This window comes from Halocatena pleomorpha, from assembly GCF_003862495.1.
In the GTDB taxonomy this organism is placed as follows: domain Archaea; phylum Halobacteriota; class Halobacteria; order Halobacteriales; family Haloarculaceae; genus Halocatena; species Halocatena pleomorpha.
In genome coordinates, this window is record NZ_RRCH01000033.1 from 42,538 (window position 1) to 64,587 (window position 22,050).

The window sequence follows — 22,050 nt, forward strand, 5'->3', positions numbered from 1 at the left end:
TTTTCGTTGGTCATCGGCGGCGAAGTTCTTTGCTCAGTGCTTTGGCGTTCCATTCTAGCGGTACATCGTTTGAGTCAGCCCACCGCTGCACGACCCGGTGGAACTCTTGCCGGTCCTTTTGGTCCAGCACAGCATCGCTATCCACCTGCTGGAGGATTTCGGGATATCCACGCCCGATACCGGCCTCTGCACGCACGATCTCGACGGTGTACTCGTACATCGACTCGTACCCGTCAGGACCGTCGCTGCGGCACAGCCATCCCGGGAACTCAATTCGGTCAAGGCCAGCACCTGGCGGCACGTTCAGATACGAAAATAGGATGTCATCACGGAATTTGTATGTTTCATCCTCATAGGTCGTCTGTAACGCGTCGATGCTGCCATCACGCTTTGAGATGAACGGAACCGTTGTGTCGCCCCACGGGCTCATCAACTCTGTTAACACATGCGCATCTGGAATGACGCGATCTGTCTCGAATTCCTCGGGTAACAAGAGTCGCGTCATTTTCACCAGTTCTGTCGCGCTCGAATCCGCGACGTACCCAACTAGTGGAATCTCGTGGTGCTGACTCGCCGCAATCACTCGACTCAACGTTGAGATGTATCGTTCTCGTGTCTCGGGTTTCAACGGATTCGTAAACGACGCGATCAGTGGCCCGTCGTAGAACACGACCGGTGTGTGGGTAATTTCGTCTGCATTATAGGCGGCAGCGAGGTCGGACAACCGGTCGATCAAGAGCCGCCCTTCATGTTCGAATCGATGATGGCCGACGAGCTGTGAATCGACGAACCGGTAGTCACCATTTTCTGGTTCCTGTGTCACCTCACCAGGCGTCAGGAGCTGTCCTTCAACGTCACGGTCAAATCGTCCTTCCGCATGGTGGTGGTTCACTGCCCACGCCGACTGGACATACGCAACCGGAACGTTGAACTGCGTAGTGGGTGGGAGCTGGGACCCGTCAACAGCCATCACGGGGATGTCACGGATAATGTCACGTGCCCACTCGTTAACCTCCTCGTGGTTTTCCCATTCATTGCTTTCCGAGTGCGGCACGATGATACTGGTCGCGTCATCGAATACGTCTGTTGGGGACGCGCCTGGATACGATACGTTCTGTAGCGCTTCCCGAATTTCCTCACTCGTCCACTCTTGGGGGAGTCGCTGGAATGCGTCCTGGTACCGCTCAACGATCCTGGAATCATCCTCTAAGTACGCTTTAATCGTCTCAACGTTGGCCTCTAACTCGGTGGCAACCCCATGTTTGTCAATCGGCATTAATTGACCGTCACCTCCGATATCTGCCGATCTTTCGTCACCGAAATGGTGTAGTCGGTCATTGAATCGAACGTTTCGTCGTGACTGATAACCGTAAGCTGTTCGAAGCTATCCAGTTGTTTTAACTGTGTGACTAAATTTCGTTTCTTCTGCCGATCGAGATTCGCCGTCGGCTCATCCAAAAATGCGACGCCGATTGATGCCAGCTGTTCGAGGATGGCAAGCCGCACAGCGAGTGCAGCCGCCATCTTCTCACCGCCACTCAACGTCGTAAACGATTTCCTCACGTCTGCATCGTGCACGACGATCTCGTAATCACTTGTCCACTCAAGTGTCTCGGCAGATGCTCCCCGAATCGTCCGGAACAACTCGTTCGCCCGCGTGCCGATCCGGTCGGTGATGATCTCCCGCATCTTGGGTCCGGCTTCTCTGACGTTCTCCCGAACCCATTCCGCGAACTGCTGGTCTGCCTTCAACTCCTTCAGCTGCTGCAGCTTCTCCTGGCGTTCTCCTAACTTCGTCTCCAAGCGTTCGATTTCTTCGTGTGCGTCGCGGAGGGTCTCCTCTTTCTCTTCGAGAGCACCTTTCGCTCGCTGTATCTCCCCTTTCAGATCCTCAATGTCCGACTCAAGTGTCTCCAGCCGATCCTCCTCAAACGATGCTTCCGTCTCTTCAAGTTTGGTCTCTGTCTCTTCGAGAGCTCCTTCGAGCTCCTCACGTTCATCCTGCAAGTCGTCGACAGTTTCCTGGCGAGCCTCCACTTGTGAGGCCTGTTGCTCGTGCTTGATATACGTCTGGTACGCCGACTCAGTCTCCTCTAGCGTCTCTTTGGCCTCCGCCAATTTCTCATCTACCTCCTCATACTCCTGCAACTCGTCTTCGATTTCCTCCAACGTCGAAGTAGCAGAGTCAAGGTCCGCGCGTTTTTCCTCCAGCTTGTCCGGCACGTCGGTGTGCTCCTGTACTCGGAACGTAGCAGTCCGGTACTCTTCGTATGCGTCCTTCAGTTCGTCCCGCTCCGCTTCGAGAGCTGGGAGTTCCGCTAACCCTTCTTCGAGATTTTCTAGCTTTGTCCTCGTCTCTTCCTTCTCTCCCCGGAATTTGTCGAGGTCGACTTCCAGTGACTCAATCATCTCACGGTAGATCGGGAGCTTATCAGCACGTCGCTTGACTTCCTGGGCCTCCTCACGTCGCTCACGCAAGTTGGATAACTCTTCACTGAGGCTCTCGCGTTCCGTCTTAATCTCGTCAATCCGGGCTTCACGTTGCTCAATCGCGTCCAACTGGTGTTCTTCGTTCAACGGACGGTCACACGTCGGGCACGGTGCATTCACATCCGTGTCACGCAACCGTTCCAACTGATTTTTCAGCCGTTTCCGTTCGTTCGTTAGTTGCTGTCGGCGAGCCGTCCGGTCATTGATTTCATTGTCGAGTTCTTCCGGATTCGTCGTTGCCTCCCACTCGTCCTCAATCTCTTCGACCGTCTCATCTAGCGACTCAATCTCTTCTTGCTTCGAGTCGATGTCTCTGGAAAGGCTCTGGATCTGCTCTTGTAACTCCTCAACCTCGTCCTCGCGTTGCTGCAGCGAGACGATCTTTTCGTCAAGTTCTTCATATCGTTCCGTCTCGTCCTTACACGTCTCCAGCGTTTCCCGAGCCGATTTTAACGTCTCTAAATCATCCTCAAGCTGTTCAACTTTGAATGTGATCGACGCGATCTTCTGTTCGTGATCGTTTTTCTGTTCAACGAGTTCAGCCCGTTCCTCCTCTCGTTTTTCTAATTCGTTCAGCCGGTCATTCACCTCCGTATGCAGACGGTATTCCTCACGATTGGCTTCACACTGCTCCTGAGCCGTCTCAGCGGCACGAAGCTCATCTCTTGCAGTCTCTAACGCTTCCCTGGTAGATTCAAGCTCCAGTTCTAATGAAGAGATAGTCTGTTCGAGGCTGTCAATCTCCGCCTGCACTTGCTCCAACTCATCACGTTGTGCATCTTTCGCGGCTACCTCACTCGTCATCCGATCAATCTTCGCCTCGATTGCTTCGATCTCCTCAGCCAGTGATTCCGCTTTCGCACGCTCGTTCGGCAGATCCGCCACTGTACTCGTGAGTCCCACAATCTCATCACGGAGTGCGCGTTGCTCTTTCTCAATCGCATCCGGAACCTCCTTGAGTCGCTCCCAGGACGTTTCATACGCATCAAGATTCAGTAGCGCATCGAACGTTGCCTTCCGGGGCTTGGGATTCTGCGCAAAGTCAGACAGAAATCGGGTCTGTGGGACACCAATACACGTCTTCCACAGACTCTGTAGTTCCGTTTTATCATCAACGTCAAATCGGGTGCATAACCATCGAATCAGCTCAGATTTAGAATCGATATCCTGATCAACCCAGTTATCGCCCTCGAAAGCATACTGGTGCACACCATAGTTCGACCGGCCAGCTGATCGTGTGACTCGGAATCGCTGCCGTCCGCTTTGTGTCTCCTGTTCGAACGTAACCTCGACAGTCCCGGAACTTGTACCCTCGCGCACGAAGTCTTTATTGTTGAATGGCAGTGAATCGAACAACGCGAACCCAATTGCTTCCTGAATCGTCGATTTCCCTGCGCCGTTCTCTCCGAGAATCGCCGTCACACCACCCTTGATTGGCACGACCGTTCGATCCTCGTATGACTTGATATCCTCCAACGCAACTTCCGTAACCCTCATCGCTGTACTACCTCGGTTTCATCGCTAGCCTTACCGACCGGTTCACCATCCATCAATTCCATATCTTCCTCAAAATCACTGTCCATGAATGGAGCTTCATCGATATCCAATACGACATCATCGGCTAACTCCGGAAACAGGTCGCGTCGTGCCGAACTCACCGAATCACAGAGAGCATCAACGGCCTCCTCAGCCTGTGCCATCTGATGTGCGTTCCCCAATACGTTAGCGACATCTGTCGCTTGCTCATCGTAGCTGGATTCGTTCGCTATCGTCTCGAACACTCGGTGTTCCAGCGCCGTCGTGTTCAACCGCCCATTTTTGAACACTTCGCCTTCATCGATCTCCGAGATTAGCTGTTGTACGTCCGCCGTCCGAATCCCCGTGTTCACCTGCACATATAGTGCATCGCACTCGTCTTGCAGCCACGCTGCGAGTTCGTCTGTCCGGAAGTCCCCACGATCGAACTGTAACGTCCCAGTGAACCGCAAATCGATAATCGGCGCTCGCGGTTCACCACGGGCCATGAATGTGTCCTGCCGACAATATTCCTCGATCCGTGCTTGCTCTTCGCGAACGTACTCTTGAAACTCGGTTTCGAGTTCACTCGGCGACTCATATGCCGTCACATCGAACTCTACGCGGTAGTATGGCCGTCGCTTCGTTGGATGATGGGTCACCTCATACTCGACCGTGTCATTAGCTGTTGCTCCGTTGGAGGACAGCGCAATCGAACAGTAGCCGTGTTCCCAGTCATTCCGACCTTCTCGCGTGTTGTGCGCTTCCGGAGAGCCAGGATTGAAGATCCATCCGGCAGACGCGTACCGCTTGTGAATATGCCCGAGTGCCAAGTAATCCACGTGTTCTTTCACGTCACGGAGTTCTGCATGCGTTACTGTCCCGCCTAGCGTCGGGACTTTATCCTCGATTCCGAAATGCGCCAATAACACGGTCGCAACCGGAGCACCGTGCTCTGTGTTCACTGCTTCAATTCCGTTTGCCACCTGTTGTAACGCCTGCCCGGTTCTCGCACCTCGCCACTGTAATCCGAATACTCGAACTGGCCTATCAAACCCTTCTGCCTCGATATCGTAAAATCCAGCGCAATCACCTGGTTCATCCGGATCGTATGGTTCGAATTGGGCTGTTTCTGAATCAGCCTCTAGATCTGCCTTCAAAAACACGATATGACCACGACGATGCAGGTAATTCAACCACGTCACCTCGCGCGGCGTCAAGTTCTCGTCGTGATTTCCGCGGGACACCAACACGGGGACATCGTCAGGTAACTGGCGTAGTTCCTGTTCGGCCTGGTCAAGGATCTTGGGGCGAAGATCTCGGGAGTGGAATAAATCGCCTGGTAAGAGAATCGCGTCCGTCCCGCGCTTCTTAATCATCTCCTGGAACGCAGTGCGCATGGTCGACACCATATCATCTTCTCGTTGTTTCAGGCCATACTGTCGATGACCAAGGTGTGTATCCGCAATATGTGTAAGCGTCAACATAGTGGTATCCATAACCAATAGACCTGAATAGTTTAAGATATTGGATCTGATGAGCTCGGATAGCGGAGACAAAGACAAGGGGGATCTTTGTTCGAGAAGGATGTGAATGTGGACAGTAGGGAGCGACGGTGCTTCGTGGAATCTGTTGTCGGAGTCACGACCGTCCTAAAGAGGATTCTCTCCTTGAAGGAAGATAGTCTAAACAAAACTTATGTACCACGCCCTCTCGTTTTACGAGTGAATTATATGATGTGGAAACTGATCGGGCATAGAGCTATAGAAGCTATTCGGACTACTATCTCTAGTGCCGGGTTCGACCGACCAGAATTCCTACTTGAAAGCACGATCGGTGTTAATACCCCAGAATCACTATCGACAGCACAGACTACTATCGCCAGTAAAAACTCAAAATCGTTCGTTAATAGTATTACCACTCAATAATTCCTCATATGCAAACAACACTCACCTATCGGACGAATCGCGACTTATTTTCCAATTACTATCTCGATGAGCATCTCCCCGAAACCGAAGCGTGGGACGAAATCAGCGAAGAAGAACTCCAGGAGGCCTACGACGATATTATGGGCCTCTGGGAGAGCGAGAAGAGTACGGCTCCCAAGCGCAACGAATCCCAACTCGAGGAGAAGTTCATTCGGCCGATGTTCCGGAAATTGGGAATTCCGTTCGAGGTCGAAGAGAGCACCAGTCGTACCCAACGCCGGCCAGACTACGGATTCTTCAAAACCGAAGAAGCTGCCCGTGACTCATTCGAACGTCGTGAAGAAGGTGGTGACTTCTATAAAAACGCCGTCGCCGTCGCAGACGCGAAACGATGGGGTCGCCCACTTGACACTCGGGGAAGCGGCGAGCACGATCGCGATTTCGAGAACCCGAGCTACCAGATCCACGTTTATCTGCAGGAAACGCCCGCCCGTTGGGCCGTCCTGACTGATGGGAAGAAGTGGCGGTTGTACTACGGTCCGACCAGTCATCGGCTCGACTCCTACTACGAGGTAGATCTCCCGACGATTTTGAAGAGTGGTGACCTCGCCGACTTCAAATACTTCTACCTTTTCTTCCGGCACGAGGCGTTCCTCGAAGACGCCAGCGGTGACTGCTTTCTCGACGACGTCTACGGCGAGTCGAACGTCTTCGCCCAGGAGCTGGGAGAGGACCTGCAGGACAACATCTACGAAGCGATTAAGATCCTTTCGGAGGGCTTTCTGCAGTACCCCGACAACGACCTCAACGAAGATGACCTCGAACTGATTCACGACAGTTCACTCATCTACCTGTATCGGCTCATCTTCGTGTTGTACGCCGAAGCTGAGGGTCGTAAGCTGCTCGACACAAGCAACGAGATTTACGAACAGTCCTACAGTCTGAATTCTCTCAAGCAAGAGGTCGCAGAAGAACTCGATAGTGGTAATCCGAGGTATCGTGACTGGCAGGACAACTTGTGGGACCAGCTGGACGAGCTGTTCAAGCTCATCGACCAGGGAAGCAACTCCCGTGGGATCCCTGAAAAGGATCTGTACATCCCGGCCTACAACGGCGGGCTGTTTCGCACCGATCCTGACGAAGACGACAGTCGAGAAGCGCGCTTTCTCGCCACCCACAATGTCGGCGACGTCTACCTCGCGCGAGTCATCGAACTCCTGACCCGCAGTCGGAATGACAACGGCGACGGGAAGATCTTCGTCGATTACTCCTCACTCGACGTCCGCCATCTCGGGTCGATCTACGAGGGACTGCTGGAGTACAAGCTCAACGTCGCCGACGAGTCGCTTGCGCTTTACGATGGAGAGTACGAGAGTGCCGGCAAGGGCGACGACATCGTCATTGAAGAGGGGGGAGTGTATCTTACGACGGATAGTGGCGAACGGAAGTCTACGGGCTCGTACTACACGCCCGAGCACGTCGTCGAGTACATCGTCGAGAACACGCTGGAACCGCTCGTTGAAGACATCCGTGAGGACCTGATCGGATACGATTCGTACAGCGACGGTGGATTTGCCGAAGAATTCGCTGACCGCGTCTTCGACCTGAAGATCCTCGATCCTGCGATGGGCAGCGGGCACTTTCTCACAAGTGCAGTTGACTATCTGGCCCGCGAAATCATCGACGCCCAGGAGAAGCAGGCTGCACAGCAGGGCATCGAGACTGTCGATGAGGAACACGACATCAACTGGGCACGACGAAAGGTCGCCCAGCTGTGTATCTACGGTGTGGATCTGAATCCATTGGCAGTGGAGCTGGCAAAGGTGTCACTATGGCTTCGGACGCTCGCCGCCGAACAACCACTTGCCTTTCTTGATCACCATCTCAAGACCGGCAACTCGTTGGTTGGGAGTGATATTGAAGACGTGCTGTCAAACAGTGATGACACAACGGAAGAAGGCCAACTCACGCTCAAGCAGTCGTTTGCCCACACACGCCAGCGGGCACTCGAACACGTCACTGACCAGTTCCAGTCGCTGCTCTCGATTGACAATGAGACGCTCGCCGACGTCAAGGAGATGGAGGCAGTCTTCGAGGATGTCCGAGACGATCCGCTCTACCAGCACCTGCTGGCGATGGCGAACGTCCACACCGCCGACGAGTTCGGCCTGGACGTTCCGGAGGACGCATACGAGCGGATGGCAACAGCGCTGCGGGACGATTCATGGAGGGAGATCGAGAGTCAGGACTGGTTCGAGAGAGCACAGATGGTGGCCGCCGAGGAGGGCTTCTTCCACTGGGAGTTAGAGTTCCCGGTGGCGTTCTACGGCGAAGACGGTGATCGGGAGGAGGAGGCTGGATTCGACGCAGTCATCGGGAATCCGCCATATATGCGGATACAAACAATCCAGAGCACAGATCCTACTATCGCAGAGTACTATTCCAAAATATATAATTCATCCACTGGGAATTATGATATATATGTCATATTCACGGAAGGAGGATATGATCTGCTCAAGGAGTCAGGTCTTTTAGGATATATTGAGCCACACAAATTCTTCAGAGGTGAATTTGGACAAGGACTCCGCCAATACATAGCTGATGAGAAGGCGCTGCATCAGATAATTTCCTTCGGACATGAACAAGTTTGGAATCAGGTATCGGTCTATACTTGCATCTTAACTTTGCGGAAAAGTGCGAACAACTCTTTCCAATACGCAGAGGTTGATCCAGACCAAATGACAAAGCAATCTATTGAATTTCGAGATATTGAGTCGACGTATTCTTCCGAATCCTGGGTTTTCCATACAAAGAATGTGACGGAAACTTTAGAAAGTATTGAGAATGCAGGGCCGACATTGGGAGAATTGACCGAAGTTTTTGTTGGTCTGCAGACTAGCGCCGATCAGGTCTATCTCTTGGAGAGAACGGGCAACAAGACCAAAGATGGACTAATTGAAGTTGTAGATCAATTTGATGGAGACACTTGGCAACTGGAACCTGAACTCCTTAAGCCGTACCTCAAAGGCGAGGATGTTCACCGCTATGAACCATTAGAACCGAGATACTGGGTCATTTTCCCATATAATATCAGTGGGAATACTGCTACTTTTGTGAAAGAAGACGAGCTACAGACAACGTATCCACATATTTATGAATATCTACAAGAACATGAAGGTGAGCTACGTGGACGAGAAGGTGGTAAAATGGATCATGAGCGGTGGTACGACTACGTATACCCGAAAAATTTGACTAAATTCAAGAGAGAGAAAATCGTCACCCCCGAGATCAGCTATGGGCCTAACTTCACATATGACCCAGGGGATACATACCATAAAACGAAAGTATATGGTATTTTGCTTAAAGATTCAACAAATATCTCTCTGGAATACCTGCTGTCTGTATTGAATAGTCCTGTTCTCTGGTTCTTCCTTAGTAACACAGGATACACTCTACGCGGCGGCTATTTCACGTTTAAAAGAAACTACTTGAACCCATTTTCAATCCCGAGAGTTAGTGACGCTGGAGATCCATTTGAAGTTGAGCGATTACAGGACTGGTACGAAGAGTATATTGATGGGGGAGAAATGTCGAGTTGTCCCCTGATCTCGGAAAATCTACGTGGAGGGACTATTCACGACTTCTTGAGCTGGCTTGCCAGTGAAATGATCAAGTATAAGAAGAAGAAGAATTCACTGAATCTTTCCCTCCTCAACTACCTCGGCAACTACAACGAAGGTCTCACCCTTCCAGACATCGGCCTCTTTCAGCCCACCACCCAAGACATCCTTAACACAACAACAGAGGAATACGAGAAGCTCCGTGTCGGATCCGTCAGAACCGAGCACGACAAGTCCACCATCACCATCTATGCTACCGCTCGTTACAAACCTGAGGACGAAGACGACTTCAAGACCGACCAATGGGGATACACGGAAACAGACTACCTCGAAGCATTCTCGCTCACTGACCTCTCAGAGAACGAAGCCACACTCATCAACGCGTTCGTCCCCGTTGCCGTCGAGAAAGGTGGCGGTTTCGCCGACTTCCGAGAAAACGCCACCAAGACCAACTCAATCATAGATCGGCTGAAAGCGATAACGCTACCCGAACTCAATGACGTCGCCGCCGACCTCGATCGGTACATCCAGGTGAAAGAACGTACCGACGAACTCGACGCAAAAATTGAGAAGACCGACCAGCTCATCGACGAAATTGTCTACGATCTGTACGATCTCACAGACGAAGAAATCGAGCTCGTCGAATCCGCAGTGCAGGATGACTGACTTCGATGTCGGCGATCACATCAAGTTCGCCGGCGGGGAGGGCGAAATCACCAAAATCGAAGCCCGCCCGAACGGAGGCCAACTCCTCCACGTCTACACCACGGAGGGCCAACTCCGCAAACTCCCGAATGGCTTGCCTCACATCGAGCGGATCGACTCCATCGTTGACCGCCTCACAGCGCAACAGATCGATTCGCCCGTCCACCACGATCTCCGGGAGCGTGCAACCCGCCTCGACCTCGCGTACCGGTACGACCGATTTCTCTCGCTGTCGAACAATCGTATCGAGATCGAACCGTACCAGGTGCAGGCCGCTTACGAAATCCTGAACTCCTACGACCACCGCTATCTCATTGGCGACGAGGTCGGTCTCGGGAAGACTATTGAGGCCGGTATCGTCACCGAGGAACTCATCGCACGCGGCCGTGCCCAGCGCGTGCTCATCGTCGCGCCAGCGCCGCTCACTGTACAGTGGCAACAGGAGCTGCGCGAGAAGTTCGATCGTAACTTCGTGATTTATGACCGGGAGACAGTGCGTACTCACCGCCAGTCGCACCCGAACCAGAACGTCTGGCAGCAGGAGGATCTCATCATCACGTCCATCGACTTTGCGAAGCAGGACGATATCCGCGAAGCCCTCCGCAATCTCGACGTTTCGTGGGACATTGCCGTGTTCGACGAGGCACACCACCTGACCGCCCGCCGAGGAAGTGACGACTCCATCGAACGCACCCAGCGCTACATGGTTGGTGAGGCCGTCGCGGAGAACTCCGACGCTCTTTTGCTACTGACTGGGACACCACACAAGGGCAAATCTGACCAGTTCTACTTCCTCGTAAGTCTGCTTGATCCGTATCGCTTCGGGCACGAATCCCAAATCAACCCCGACGGGCTCGACGACTTGATGATTCGACGGTTGAAAGACGACATGTTCGAAACTGACGGGACCCATATGTTCCCGGAGAAAAACATCGAAGCACTCGGGGTTGATATGTCGCCAGCCGAGCGGAAGCTGTACAACGACGTTACGGAGTACATCCGCGAGAACTACAATCTCGCTCAACAAGAAGAGAACAGGGCCGCTGGTTTCACGATGGTCATCTATCAGAAGCGGCTGGTGTCGAGTATCTACGCCATCCAAAAGTCGCTGGAAAATCGGATGCGAGCCATTCAAAACGACGCTGTCGCTGAGGATCTTTCAGAGGAGGTTCAGAAACTCCTCCCTCAGTATAGCACTGAACCGGAGACGTTGACAGAGGCCGAACGACAGCGCGTTGAAGAGGAGCTAGAAACCGTCACGATCACACTGAATCGCACACAGATCGAACAGGAATTGTATCAAGTCAAGCAGCTGTGGCAGCAGGCCAAGAACATCGAGACCGATTCGAAGGCGCAGCTCCTGCAGACGTTCGTCGAAGACATTCTGGCTGAGGATCCCGACGAGAAAATTCTAATTTTCACTGAATACACGGACACCCTCGAATACCTGCGCGATCAAATCTTCCCCGAACATGATATTGCACAGGTGTACGGTGATCTCGACCAAGACCGTCGTCGCCAAGAGATGGAGAAGTTCGAGCAGGAAGCGAACCTGATGCTTGCGACGGACGCGGCTCAAGAGGGACTCAACCTACAGTTTGCCCACATCATGGTCAATTACGATCTTCCGTGGAACCCAATCCGGATCGACCAGCGAATGGGCCGGCTCCACCGCTACGGACAGGAGCATACCGTCGAGATTCGGAATCTCTTCTTCAAGAACACACGTGAGAGCGAGATCCTCAATCTGCTAATCGAGAAGATGAATCAGATTGAATCCGATCTCGGGATGCGGTCAGAGGTCCTCGGTCGTGTATTGGAGAACGTGGACCTAGACGACACGATCATGACTGCCATCGCCGAGGATCAACCTACAGATCTGGTCGTAGCGAATATCGAGGCGACCATCGAAAAGCGTCGGAAAGCCCTTCAGACGGTGGAAAACGAATTTCTCATCCGCGACCGATTCGACCTCTCCGATGAGGACAAAGAGATCTTAGAGGTTATCGAACGTAGCCAGCACGGCAACGTCAACGAGGATGATATCGAAATACTGGTCCGACTATTCTTTGATGAATTCGGTGGCAATATTCGTGGTGTACGGCCGGGCCCAGCTCGTACAGGCGGCGATATCTTCCAATTCGATGTCCCAGACGTTCTCTCCGGCAATCAAGTCAAAGATCAGTATGATCAGGCGACGTTCGCACGCGAAGTGGCGATGAAACAAGAGGATGTCGAGTTCATCGCCCTCGATCATCCGCTCGTACAGTCGCTCATTGAGTTCTGTATTGACTCAAACCATATTCAAGGACAAGTCGCTGTCAAAGTCGCTGAGGATAATGAATCTACCCCCGGGATCCTCTTCAACTACCGACTTGGGTATGTATCCGGTGCGGGGGAGTCAGTGACTGAGAAGCTGAGCTCATTATATGTCACTTTGGACGAAGACGTTTCAACAACCAAGCCAACGATCATCGATACTCTGCCATCAGAAGAGGTAGCCGATAGCGAAACACTTGCCCGATTGACGTCGATGGCATCCGATTTACATGGGATAGCTGAGATGGAAGCATGGGATCAGGTCGAATCCTTCGCAGGGGAAGCGAGAGAGGAACGAGAACGTGAGGTAGAAATCAAGCGACAGCATGCGGAATGCCACTTTGAAGAACAAATTAACGAGTGGGAAGAGCGTCTAGAAACGTACAAACAGCATGACGAACGAGAGAAGGACATGTCGGCCCCCATCGGGAATGCGAAGCGTCAGCTCGAGTCTCTCCGACGTGAACGCGATGAGGAATTGACTCGGTTAGAAGAGGAAAAGCATGTCACGCCCGAAGAGCCTAAACTAGTCACTGCCTCCATAGTGTTAGATTCGACTCCTCATACCTCATAAGTGTCGAAATTGTGAACGTCGTCGGGTCAGGTGATTTCGGCACCGAATTAGATCTGGAAGTGCTTGAGGGAGATCTTGTTACACCCTATCTCGAGTACGATCCTTCTAATTACCACGGCCTGTATGTTAGACTCGAAGATACGGGTCCGTTGGTCACTGTTTACAGAAGTGGCAAATACATCATTAGCGGATGTTCGTGTTACGAGAACCTCGATAAGACGAACCTATGATTCCTGGCAAACATGGCCGAGTTGGAAGTTATCAAGCAAGAACGAGACACCGAGTTCAGTGTACAAAACGTCGTATGCACTGCGACGCTTAATGAGGGAGGGCAATCGATCACAGAAACGGGCACTCCGGACGAGTACTGCAATAGGATGGCCAAGCGACATGATTCTGTCACGACGCTAGATTACGCCCACGCAGATCAAGAACACCCCCCGTTTCGAGTTGTAAATGGAGGGACAGACCGGAGGCGACTCCTGCTGTTCCAACGGAAGCATCGTTGGTGCTATTGAGTGGTGTTTTTCACTGGTGTTCGTTACCTCACGATCTACGACACGCTTGTCGAAAGCGAGCGACCCAACCATGGCGACCGATCGCCACAGCGATCGTCACAGCTCTCCAGCCGTATCTGAGCACGTAGAACAGGTCCCCTGACAATCGGCTAGAGGACTCGTGGATCACGGTTGACGACACTGGCAAACGCGACGTTGTCTCGAACCTGATCGATTTCGACAGTGAGCTCATCACCAGGGTGGCCACCGGGAACGATCACGACGTACCCACGTTCAACTTTGGCGATGCCGTCACCTTGGTCACCGATGGTCTCGTCTCGAATCTCGCCCGTCTCGACTGGAGGGTCGGAGTGAGGCTGGCTCGTATGGTGCTGTGAGTGAGACTCCTGTGAATCTGGCTGAGGTCGTGCATCAGTGGAGGATGGTGCGTCAAGAAGTGCGACGCGGTACGTCTTCTCAGCAGCGAGCGCTCCCTGCTCGATTTCATTCGAGGGGACTTCGATAACGTATCTCCCATCGTGCTCTGCAACTGTTGCGCTGAACAAAGAGGTCCTGAAAGAACTGGGTCGCTGCCTCCCCAGTGGATCGGTAATCGCGTTCAAACTCATCTAAGGAGAGGTCTTCATCCAAACGCTGGCGAATCTCTTCGGTTTGCTCGTCAGTCATGGATATCGAATTCGGAGGAAGCGGTTTCTTCGAAGTGAATGGACATAAAGCACTATGCTCCGTCACATGTCTTAAAAGCATCCGTTCTAGACCAGGCTGAGAGCTAGGGTTGATCGCTATAGCGTCAACTGCTTGGAGGTGGAGGATCCGGTGGAAGAATGAATGACCCTACTCCCGGATACTGTGACAGAAGAACGACTGACAATTCTGAGGAGGCCTGCGAGTGTCATGATTACTATACGGATTGGTACTTGGTGATTCAAGTTCAGCGAGAGCCGTGATGAGCCACTTCTGTTGAAACGCTATCTCTGGATATTTGTCGAAAGCGTCGGTGAGTCGATCGTCTCTGTAACGTCACCATCGGCGTGTTCGAGCGTCGAGTAACGAGTTGAATGTTCGTGGCCCTCGGGCAAGTTGGCAAAGTCTCCACGAGATTGACGATAACTGTCTTGAGAAGAGGTATCTCTGTACGAAGGCTGAACAGGAAATCGTAGGCTTCGAACACCTCCGCACGTGTCAGCATGCGTACTGGACCCGTAGGGACTTCCTTGATGTCCTCTGGCTGTCTGCCAAATGCGATCTAGATTCTAAATGCCTCTATATATAATAATATGGGAGATTAGATAAAGATTAAATTAGTAAAATTATAATATTGCTCCCATAAAATTCACGCCGATTTTATCCAAACGACCGTTGAGTTGATCACTTTTAGTACAGACCACTCAAAGAATGAATTTCTTCACACTTTATCCATATTTTACTATCGTCTCTACGCTCTATCACAAAGAGATTGAATATACTGGCAATAAAGTTACTCTAAATTAAACTTATAATTATAACTGGTACTACAATAAGAACAAGCCAAAGTACGAGTATGCCGATAGCAATCAAATATAGTTTTTCGAGCGCCCCATCTGATTTTTTCCATCTTCTCACAGCTAAGTTGTCTTCTTTATTGATATTATTTATACTCCCTTCCCCATTTGTGTCTGATATTCCTTGTGACCGCGACTCCACTACCACATCCGGCTCATCAATAAGTTCATATTCCTCACTTTTACAACGCGATCTGAACCGTTTTGTTGCCACTTCAATACTATCTGTATGAACGGGAAGGACTAAGGTGGTTGTTTTCCCAGTTTCCATATTTGTAACTTTACCACTAACGCGGAGAATAGTATTATTATTGGAAATACCATTATTTAATCCAGTACTGTAACTTCTCACACTGCCTATGATAACAAGAAGAATTCCAAACCCAATAGTCGGTGCCTTTGTTGGATTCGTCGTAGTAACTTCTGCAGATGATTCTATCCCAGAACAGTGACTGTCTCCTGTAATCCCATATTCACCTTCTATACATCCATTCACAGTGCTCGTCTGTGTTGAGGGCATCATAAATCCCCCAACGATGATTATTAATCCAATGAAAACAATAATAGATGCACCTTTCATGTGTTATTAACCCAGATATGCACACACCCTATATATCATTTCCCCATTAGTTATTTATATGTAAAATATAATATGGTTATATCATATGGTGACAACTACAGTAGTATAAAATATACAGGCTGGTCTAGTTCGACTGTATTGAATCACTAGGTGTAGCATAACTCCACCATTATAGAAATATATAAATATTATTTAAGATGTTTATATTAAATATACCTAAATATTATATAATAAATTATAGAACAATTTCTGGCAGCAGTCGCTAGCAGTAATAAGACTCATTAACCACGCGCATAGCGTGTTGATTAAGAGTCTAGAATTCATTATAAAATATGAATATTATATCTTCGCATATATCACTTAGTTGTTGCCGACCGAACTTGATGTCAATGCCGCTTCTCGGTGTTAAGAACAGCTTGGGGTCTGTATTGACAAGAGTAATCTTTCTGAACATTTAAACACAGTGTTCTATACAGTAGTGGTGTTCACTCTTGCTCTCATTGGGGAACATCCATTCCTACGCTGTCTCTATCTCAACAACTCGTAGATCTGGATGACTATTCCAGCAAGGTGATCTACTCGTCGGCCTTTAAGTAGTCTATTAATTATCTAAATTCGTATGAACTAAAATGCCTATCGGGAGGAGAGAATAGATCACAACGGGCTCAGATACCCAAACATTCTAATAGAAATAGCCGAACTCAGATTTATGGCAGACACAACACATTTTACACGTGATGATTTCGAGCAGCTCGGAACGACAAAATCGAATCTACAGTCGATACGGCGTCATCTACAGCAAATCGGCGAAGACGTATATAATCGGGCACCAAAACAGTTCCAAAACATCAGTAGTGACCCAACAGCATCACGCATCCGGCCACAACACACGGAAAAAGACTATCGCGAGTACATGTGGACGATGTACGGTCGAGCAGGTGATGATCGAGGCCCACACGAACTCGTTCATCCAGAATTCCTTATTGGGGAAGACGATGACGGACCCTTTGTTGATGTGCGTTTCAATGCAGGCACGGCGGGTGATGCGACCCCGGTAGCTGACCAACGTGAGACGCTAAAAACGAATATTGGTGAACAATCAGAGACCTTTCTCACGATTCTTTCACAGTTCGACGATGCTACCGTCAGTTATCAGCCGAAATATGGAAACAGCTACTCGATGCCAGTAGACGAGTTTACTGGAGATGATATAGACCGGTTGGCTGCCAACGGTATCACGCGGTTTGCCGCAAAACGACGCTATCGCGAAGCCGATGGAATCTTTAACACGTCATTTATCGATATTATAGCCGAAACGTTTGCCGATGTACTCTTTCCACTTCTCGGATTTGCCCGTGATGATGTACCTGAGTGTGTGATTCGATACGCTGAGACTGGGGACCTTACACGGGGCTCAGAGGAGTCCAGTGAAAAGCCTGAACGAGCAGACGACATCGCACGACAGCTTGAAACGACAAAGCAGGTCGTGTTCTATGGCCCACCAGGAACCGGAAAAACGTATTCAGCGAACCAATTCGCTGAGTGGTGGGTGAGTGAAGGTCCTCCAGTCACAACATCAATGTCACAGGTCCATATCGTCACATTCCATCCTTCATTCTCCTATGAAGATTTCGTCGAAGGACTGTCCGCTGAGGCCACTGACAGCGGCACCGTCAACTACGACATCAGCCCAGGGCGGTTCAAGCGTGTCTGTGAAGCTGCACAAGAAGCCTACGAGATGGTCTCCAAAAAAGAGACCCCGCCGCGATTCGTGCTGATTATCGATGAGATTAATCGAGGCAATCTGGCGCAAATCTTCGGTGAAACCATTACACAACTAGAAGCCGATAAACGTCGTGATGAAGCAAACGAAGTTCAGGTACAGCTTGCTCATTCGGGAGAGTCGTTCGTCGTGCCGCCGAATCTCTTCGTCATCGGCACGATGAATACTGCAGATCGCTCTATCGCACTCGTTGACGCAGCTCTTCGTCGCCGGTTCCGATTCATCAATTTCCCACCGGACTACGACGCACTCTATGAAGAGTACAACTTTGATCACAAACGCGATGTGCACGCCACAGCTGAGTCAGGTGCGTCTCTGCGTGCGCTGCTCGCCCTCTCACTCCTTGCTCTTGAGGAACTCAACGAGCGGATTCGGAGCCTGCCGGACCTTGGCAAGGGAAAGCAGATCGGGCATTCGTATCTCTTTGGGTGCACACGGGATGATGGACAGATCGACGAAGATGCGCTTGTCGATACCTGGAAGTACGAAATCCTCCCCCTCCTAGAGGAATATTACTTCGGACAATTCGAGCGTATCGAACAGGATCTCCTCGCAGGGACTGATGATCGCCTCGTCGATTGGCGTACCAAGCAGATCAAAGACTTCACCGCAGATGATCTTCACACAGCTCTCGCATCACTCCTCAATATTGAACCAGAGACGACATCACGACAGACAGTAGATATCCTGTCTGAAAATGGTGTCCTCGAAGCAGGAGATATCCTCGAATTTAACCGTGAACAGCTGCGGAACGGGACAACGGTCTCAGATACAGACATAGAGCGAGCAGTGGCTGAGCGTGATGCTGCGTTTTGGCAGAGTGAGGTAATCGATGCCACCGCTGAGTCGGGCGACATTCGATGGCTAAATGATGGCGACTTATATTCGCTATCGGGGGCGGCACAACAGATTTTCGATGAACTAACGAACGGAGACGAGACCACTGTCGGACAACCAGACCACTGGTGCCATCCGCAATTCAATGACCGAAACCTCTACCAACTCCGCGACAACGGTGTTGCTGGCACTGATCGGTCCGTATCTACGGAGTGAGTATGGCATTGCACGAACAGACAGTAGGTCGTTCCCAGTCGCCGTCCGCACCAGTCCCGACCATCACGCTCACAGAACACGACGAAACACAGTTGGATACTCAATTGTCAGAGCGAGACCGGGAATTCATCGAACAGACACTGTCATCGCAACAAATGACAGTGAGCTTTGACCACGAGAGGCAACCGATGCTTCGTACCTCACAGTACGTTGGCATTGTCTCACTGCCAGATGGGCCGACGATTCAGATCCGTCCCAAAGCAGCAGGAGACAATCTGCTGTCACTCCTTCAGTATGCGCACGGAACCGAAGCAACGACGATCAAACAGGAAACATCGATCCAAACCGGAGCCACATTCATCGACATCCTCGCTGCACTCTACCTCGCCGAGCTGGAGCAGCTCATCAAGCGTGGCCTCCAACAAGCGTATCGACGCTCCAGCAATACCGAGGACTATCTCCGCGGGCGTCTCGATCTGCAACAGCAGCTACAGCGACAGGGTCCCTGTGCAACGACGTTTAAATGTTCGTATGATGAACTCACGTATGAAACGCCAGCAAATCAGGCAATTCTGTATACGGTATCCGTTCTCTTGGGGCTCGTCAGCGACGAAGACCTCGGCCAGTCACTACAGCGATATCAGACGCGCATTCGCCGTCGTGTGACGCTTCGATCGGTTCGTGTCCAAGAGGTACGCGACATCGAACTCACTCGCCTCAGTGAGCACTATACAGCTATCTTGCGACTCACTGAGCTACTTCTCGATAACGCTCACGTCGATCGATTAGAGCGCGGCAACCGGGACTCCTATTCACTATTAATAGACATGAATCGTGTCTTCGAAGACGTTGTAGAACGGGCAGTTCGCGGAGCATTGGAGTCACGTACCGATTGGTCCATCGAACCACAGGCAACGAGACGGGGACTCGTCACTGGTGGATCGCCATCGATTACGATGCGGCCAGACATCCTCGTTCGTGACCAGTATGAGACCGTTCAGTTTGTTGCAGACGCAAAGTGGAAGACACCGGAGTCAGTCGACAACGCAGACATCTATCAGATGGTCGCGTATCAACTCACGGATGATGTATCCGGATTGCTTATATATCCCAGTCAAGAAGGATCCCTTACAACTAACTATGCCGTTCAGAACGCAGGAGAACTAGCTGTCGTCGAATTGCCGACTCGGAAACCAGCCGCAACCGCTGAGGCGCTAGGGACCCGTCTGGAGCGTTGCCTCAACCACCGGATTCGACAGCTCTGTTGAGCAGTACCACGGATTGACGGGGGCTTAATTACGTACCTTGATCTCGATGAAGGGTGCGGATACAACTTTGGCGGCTTCGACAACTACTGGGACGACAGCGAAGAAATCCAGTTAAAACTCGCTCAAGGATCGTGGATTAACAAGATCTACGATCCAGACGACGGGTGAAACTCTAGGGAGCGGAAAAGAGCTGTCCTCCACACAACTATATTGAATCCCTAGATAACGTCAGGTACAGCAATCACACCAGTTACCATGTTGAATAGCGACCGATACCGGTAATTGAAGCGGCTTACAGAGGTATTTGATGTTCGAAATGGTAAACGAGAACGTCCCCATGAAGCACACGGTGCCAATCTGAATCTATTCTTATCTCGTATCCCAATCCATTATATCTAATGCATATTAACTAATCTTTTTCACACATAGCAGTGTGCAGCGATGTATGGACACAGATCATGCCGAGGGCGTCCTCCTCGGGCTCGCGTGTGGTGACGCCCTCGGGCGGCCCGTTGAGTTCAAATCAGCCGCCGAGATCGAAGCAGAGCACGGCACCCTCCGGGAGATGGTCGGCCACGGGACGTGGAGACAGCCAGCCGGGACAGTCACAGACGACACGGCTCAGGCGCGCTGTCTCGCTCGGAGTGTAGCTGATCGTTCGGAGTTCGATCCCGCAGACATCGCAGATCGCTTCGTCGAGTGGTATGACACAGAGCCGTTTGACATCGGGATCATGACACGCCGTTCGCTGCAGAAGCTAAAACAAGGCGCGACATGGGAAACGGCTGGCCGTGACGTGTGGGAAGCCAGTGCTGAAGGAAGCAATGCAGGCAATGGGAGTGTGATGCGCTGCCCACCGCTTGCAGTCGCGTACACGGATGATCCCTCCCGACTCGTTCGGGCGAGTCGGCACTCGTCCGAAATTACGCACGCCGATCCACGCTGTACCTATGGATGTGCAGTGGTGAACCTCACCATTGCAGCAGCGATGCAAGGCGATGCAGAACCGCTCACGACGGCCCTAAACTACGTCGAACCCAAGGCACCTGCGGAGCTCGTTACGGCACTCGAACCCATTGCTCACGGGAGCGAACTGGAGTCACTTCCGACATCGGGCTACGTGCTTCATACCCTCCAGACGGCACTGTACGATGGACTCCGGGCAGCAGACGGTGAGGAGGCGATCGTGCGGAGTGTGAATCGAGGAGGTGATACAGATACGATCGGCGCTGTCACCGGAGCCATCGCCGGAGCCCGATTCGGGGCAACTGCGCTTCCCGACCGCTGGCTGGCAGCACTCGATGAGGAGACCGAACTGCGAACGCTGGCAGCACAACTCATGAAACTGTAACCAGAGTACTGCATTATTCGGAATCAGCACAGAAAGGATGAACTGACGGTCATATCGCCTCTCCTCAGTCGTTATGGCAATACATTCACCTAGAATAGTATATATTACCGACATGGTGACTATCAGTATGGTATAAACGTCGGATACATTCATCCTCGCGCGCAGAGGCGGTCCATCGAACCGAGAGGGAATGAGAGAGGCCTCACAAACGGCTCCATCGGGACGTTCTTCATATTGCAGATGGTGTGTTCCGATTGCAACTGATCAGTTGGCGCACGATCAGGAAACACTGGTAGTAGTGGTGTGTGATCCCCGGCTCGTCACGTGGTTTTTCACTTGCAACCCGGGGTGTCTGCACCAGTCGATCGGAACACACCGGTTCCGACGCTGCCAGACGGAATATGGACAGCTACGGAGCGCTGCCCCCGTTGATCAGACCACGATTCAGGCTCGTCGTGGTGATTATCCTCACACCCATTCAAGCGCCGTATTGTGCTGTGCCATGTACTCAGAATTCAAGTACGTTACAGGCAGTTCGACTCGTTCACCAGCTCGTTCGATAATCGTTCGTTGCAACAGATCGCTCTCAGTCTCGAATGACGGATTCACACATAGTCGATAATCACGGTCGATCGTGAACAGGCCCTGGTCGAAGGCAGCATGATGGGTTTTACTCAGTGCCAATACGTTCGCCAAATCCGCTCTATATTCTGGATAGTCACGCCACGACAGCACATGTGCTACGTCCAACAATCCCGGCTGATCAACCCCGGAGAGCGGGCACGTTTGGTCGTATCGGGCGAGC

At 51.5% G+C, this 22,050-nt stretch carries 12 protein-coding genes; 6 read left to right on the forward strand and 6 right to left on the reverse strand.

What is annotated here, in order from left to right; all coding sequences use genetic code 11:
* Positions 1-10 precede the first annotated feature (10 nt).
* From EIK79_RS15095 to EIK79_RS15105, 3 genes are read right to left on the reverse strand one after another with little or no spacing between them, the layout of a single operon-like run.
* Positions 11-1,276, reverse strand: a complete 1,266-nt coding sequence (locus tag EIK79_RS15095; protein WP_124956148.1) for a DNA double-strand break repair nuclease NurA — start codon at positions 1,274-1,276, stop codon at positions 11-13.
* On the reverse strand, positions 1,276-3,987 hold the full coding sequence (locus EIK79_RS15100; protein WP_124956150.1) for an AAA family ATPase: 2,712 nt from the start codon (positions 3,985-3,987) through the stop codon (positions 1,276-1,278). The genes EIK79_RS15095 and EIK79_RS15100 overlap by 1 nt, the downstream gene beginning before the upstream one ends.
* Positions 3,984-5,504 carry a metallophosphoesterase family protein gene (locus tag EIK79_RS15105; protein WP_221621767.1) on the reverse strand — a complete coding sequence of 507 codons (1,521 nt, stop codon included), beginning with the start codon at positions 5,502-5,504 and terminating at the stop codon, positions 3,984-3,986. The genes EIK79_RS15100 and EIK79_RS15105 overlap by 4 nt, the downstream gene beginning before the upstream one ends.
* Positions 5,505-5,941: 437 nt before the next feature.
* Between EIK79_RS15105 and EIK79_RS15110 the strand changes: the two genes are divergently transcribed.
* From EIK79_RS15110 to EIK79_RS18840, 3 genes are read left to right on the forward strand one after another with little or no spacing between them, the layout of a single operon-like run.
* The gene (locus EIK79_RS15110; RefSeq protein WP_124956152.1) at positions 5,942-10,219 is read left to right on the forward strand and encodes an Eco57I restriction-modification methylase domain-containing protein; all 4,278 of its coding nucleotides are present in this window, start codon (positions 5,942-5,944) and stop codon (positions 10,217-10,219) included.
* Positions 10,212-13,151 (forward strand): DEAD/DEAH box helicase, encoded by a 2,940-nt coding sequence (locus tag EIK79_RS15115; protein WP_124956154.1) that lies wholly within the window; start codon positions 10,212-10,214, stop codon positions 13,149-13,151. Before EIK79_RS15110 ends, EIK79_RS15115 begins: the two co-directional genes overlap by 8 nt.
* A gap of 11 nt (positions 13,152-13,162) precedes the next feature.
* The gene (locus tag EIK79_RS18840; protein ID WP_267900548.1) at positions 13,163-13,381 is read left to right on the forward strand and encodes a TATA-box-binding protein; all 219 of its coding nucleotides are present in this window, start codon (positions 13,163-13,165) and stop codon (positions 13,379-13,381) included.
* 437 nt (positions 13,382-13,818) lie between these two features.
* Here EIK79_RS18840 and EIK79_RS15125 read toward each other — a convergent pair whose 3' ends face one another.
* Both EIK79_RS15125 and EIK79_RS15130 read right to left on the reverse strand, forming a co-directional pair.
* The gene (locus EIK79_RS15125; protein WP_124956156.1) at positions 13,819-14,277 is read right to left on the reverse strand and encodes a TRAM domain-containing protein; all 459 of its coding nucleotides are present in this window, start codon (positions 14,275-14,277) and stop codon (positions 13,819-13,821) included.
* An 874-nt stretch (positions 14,278-15,151) separates the two neighbouring features.
* Positions 15,152-15,790, reverse strand: coding sequence for a hypothetical protein (locus EIK79_RS15130; protein ID WP_124956158.1), 639 nt, complete (start codon positions 15,788-15,790; stop codon positions 15,152-15,154).
* Between the two features lie 709 nt (positions 15,791-16,499).
* On the opposite strand from EIK79_RS15130, the gene EIK79_RS15135 reads away from it, so the two are divergent.
* The 3 genes from EIK79_RS15135 (at position 16,500) to EIK79_RS15145 (ending at position 21,245) form a co-directional block, all read left to right on the forward strand.
* Positions 16,500-18,626: an AAA family ATPase gene (locus EIK79_RS15135; RefSeq protein WP_124956160.1), complete on the forward strand. Its 2,127-nt coding sequence runs from the start codon at positions 16,500-16,502 to the stop codon at positions 18,624-18,626.
* A gap of 2 nt (positions 18,627-18,628) precedes the next feature.
* A complete protein-coding gene (locus tag EIK79_RS15140) occupies positions 18,629-19,894 on the forward strand; it encodes an McrC family protein (RefSeq protein WP_124956161.1) in 1,266 nt (421 codons plus the stop codon).
* A gap of 445 nt (positions 19,895-20,339) precedes the next feature.
* Entirely contained in the window at positions 20,340-21,245 is a 906-nt protein-coding gene (locus tag EIK79_RS15145) for an ADP-ribosylglycohydrolase family protein (RefSeq protein WP_124956163.1), read from the forward strand.
* Positions 21,246-21,713: 468 nt separating this feature from the next.
* On the opposite strand, the gene EIK79_RS15150 is transcribed toward EIK79_RS15145, so the two are convergent.
* Positions 21,714-22,050: HNH endonuclease (locus EIK79_RS15150; protein WP_148094152.1), on the reverse strand; the 337-nt coding region annotated here is incomplete at its 5' end.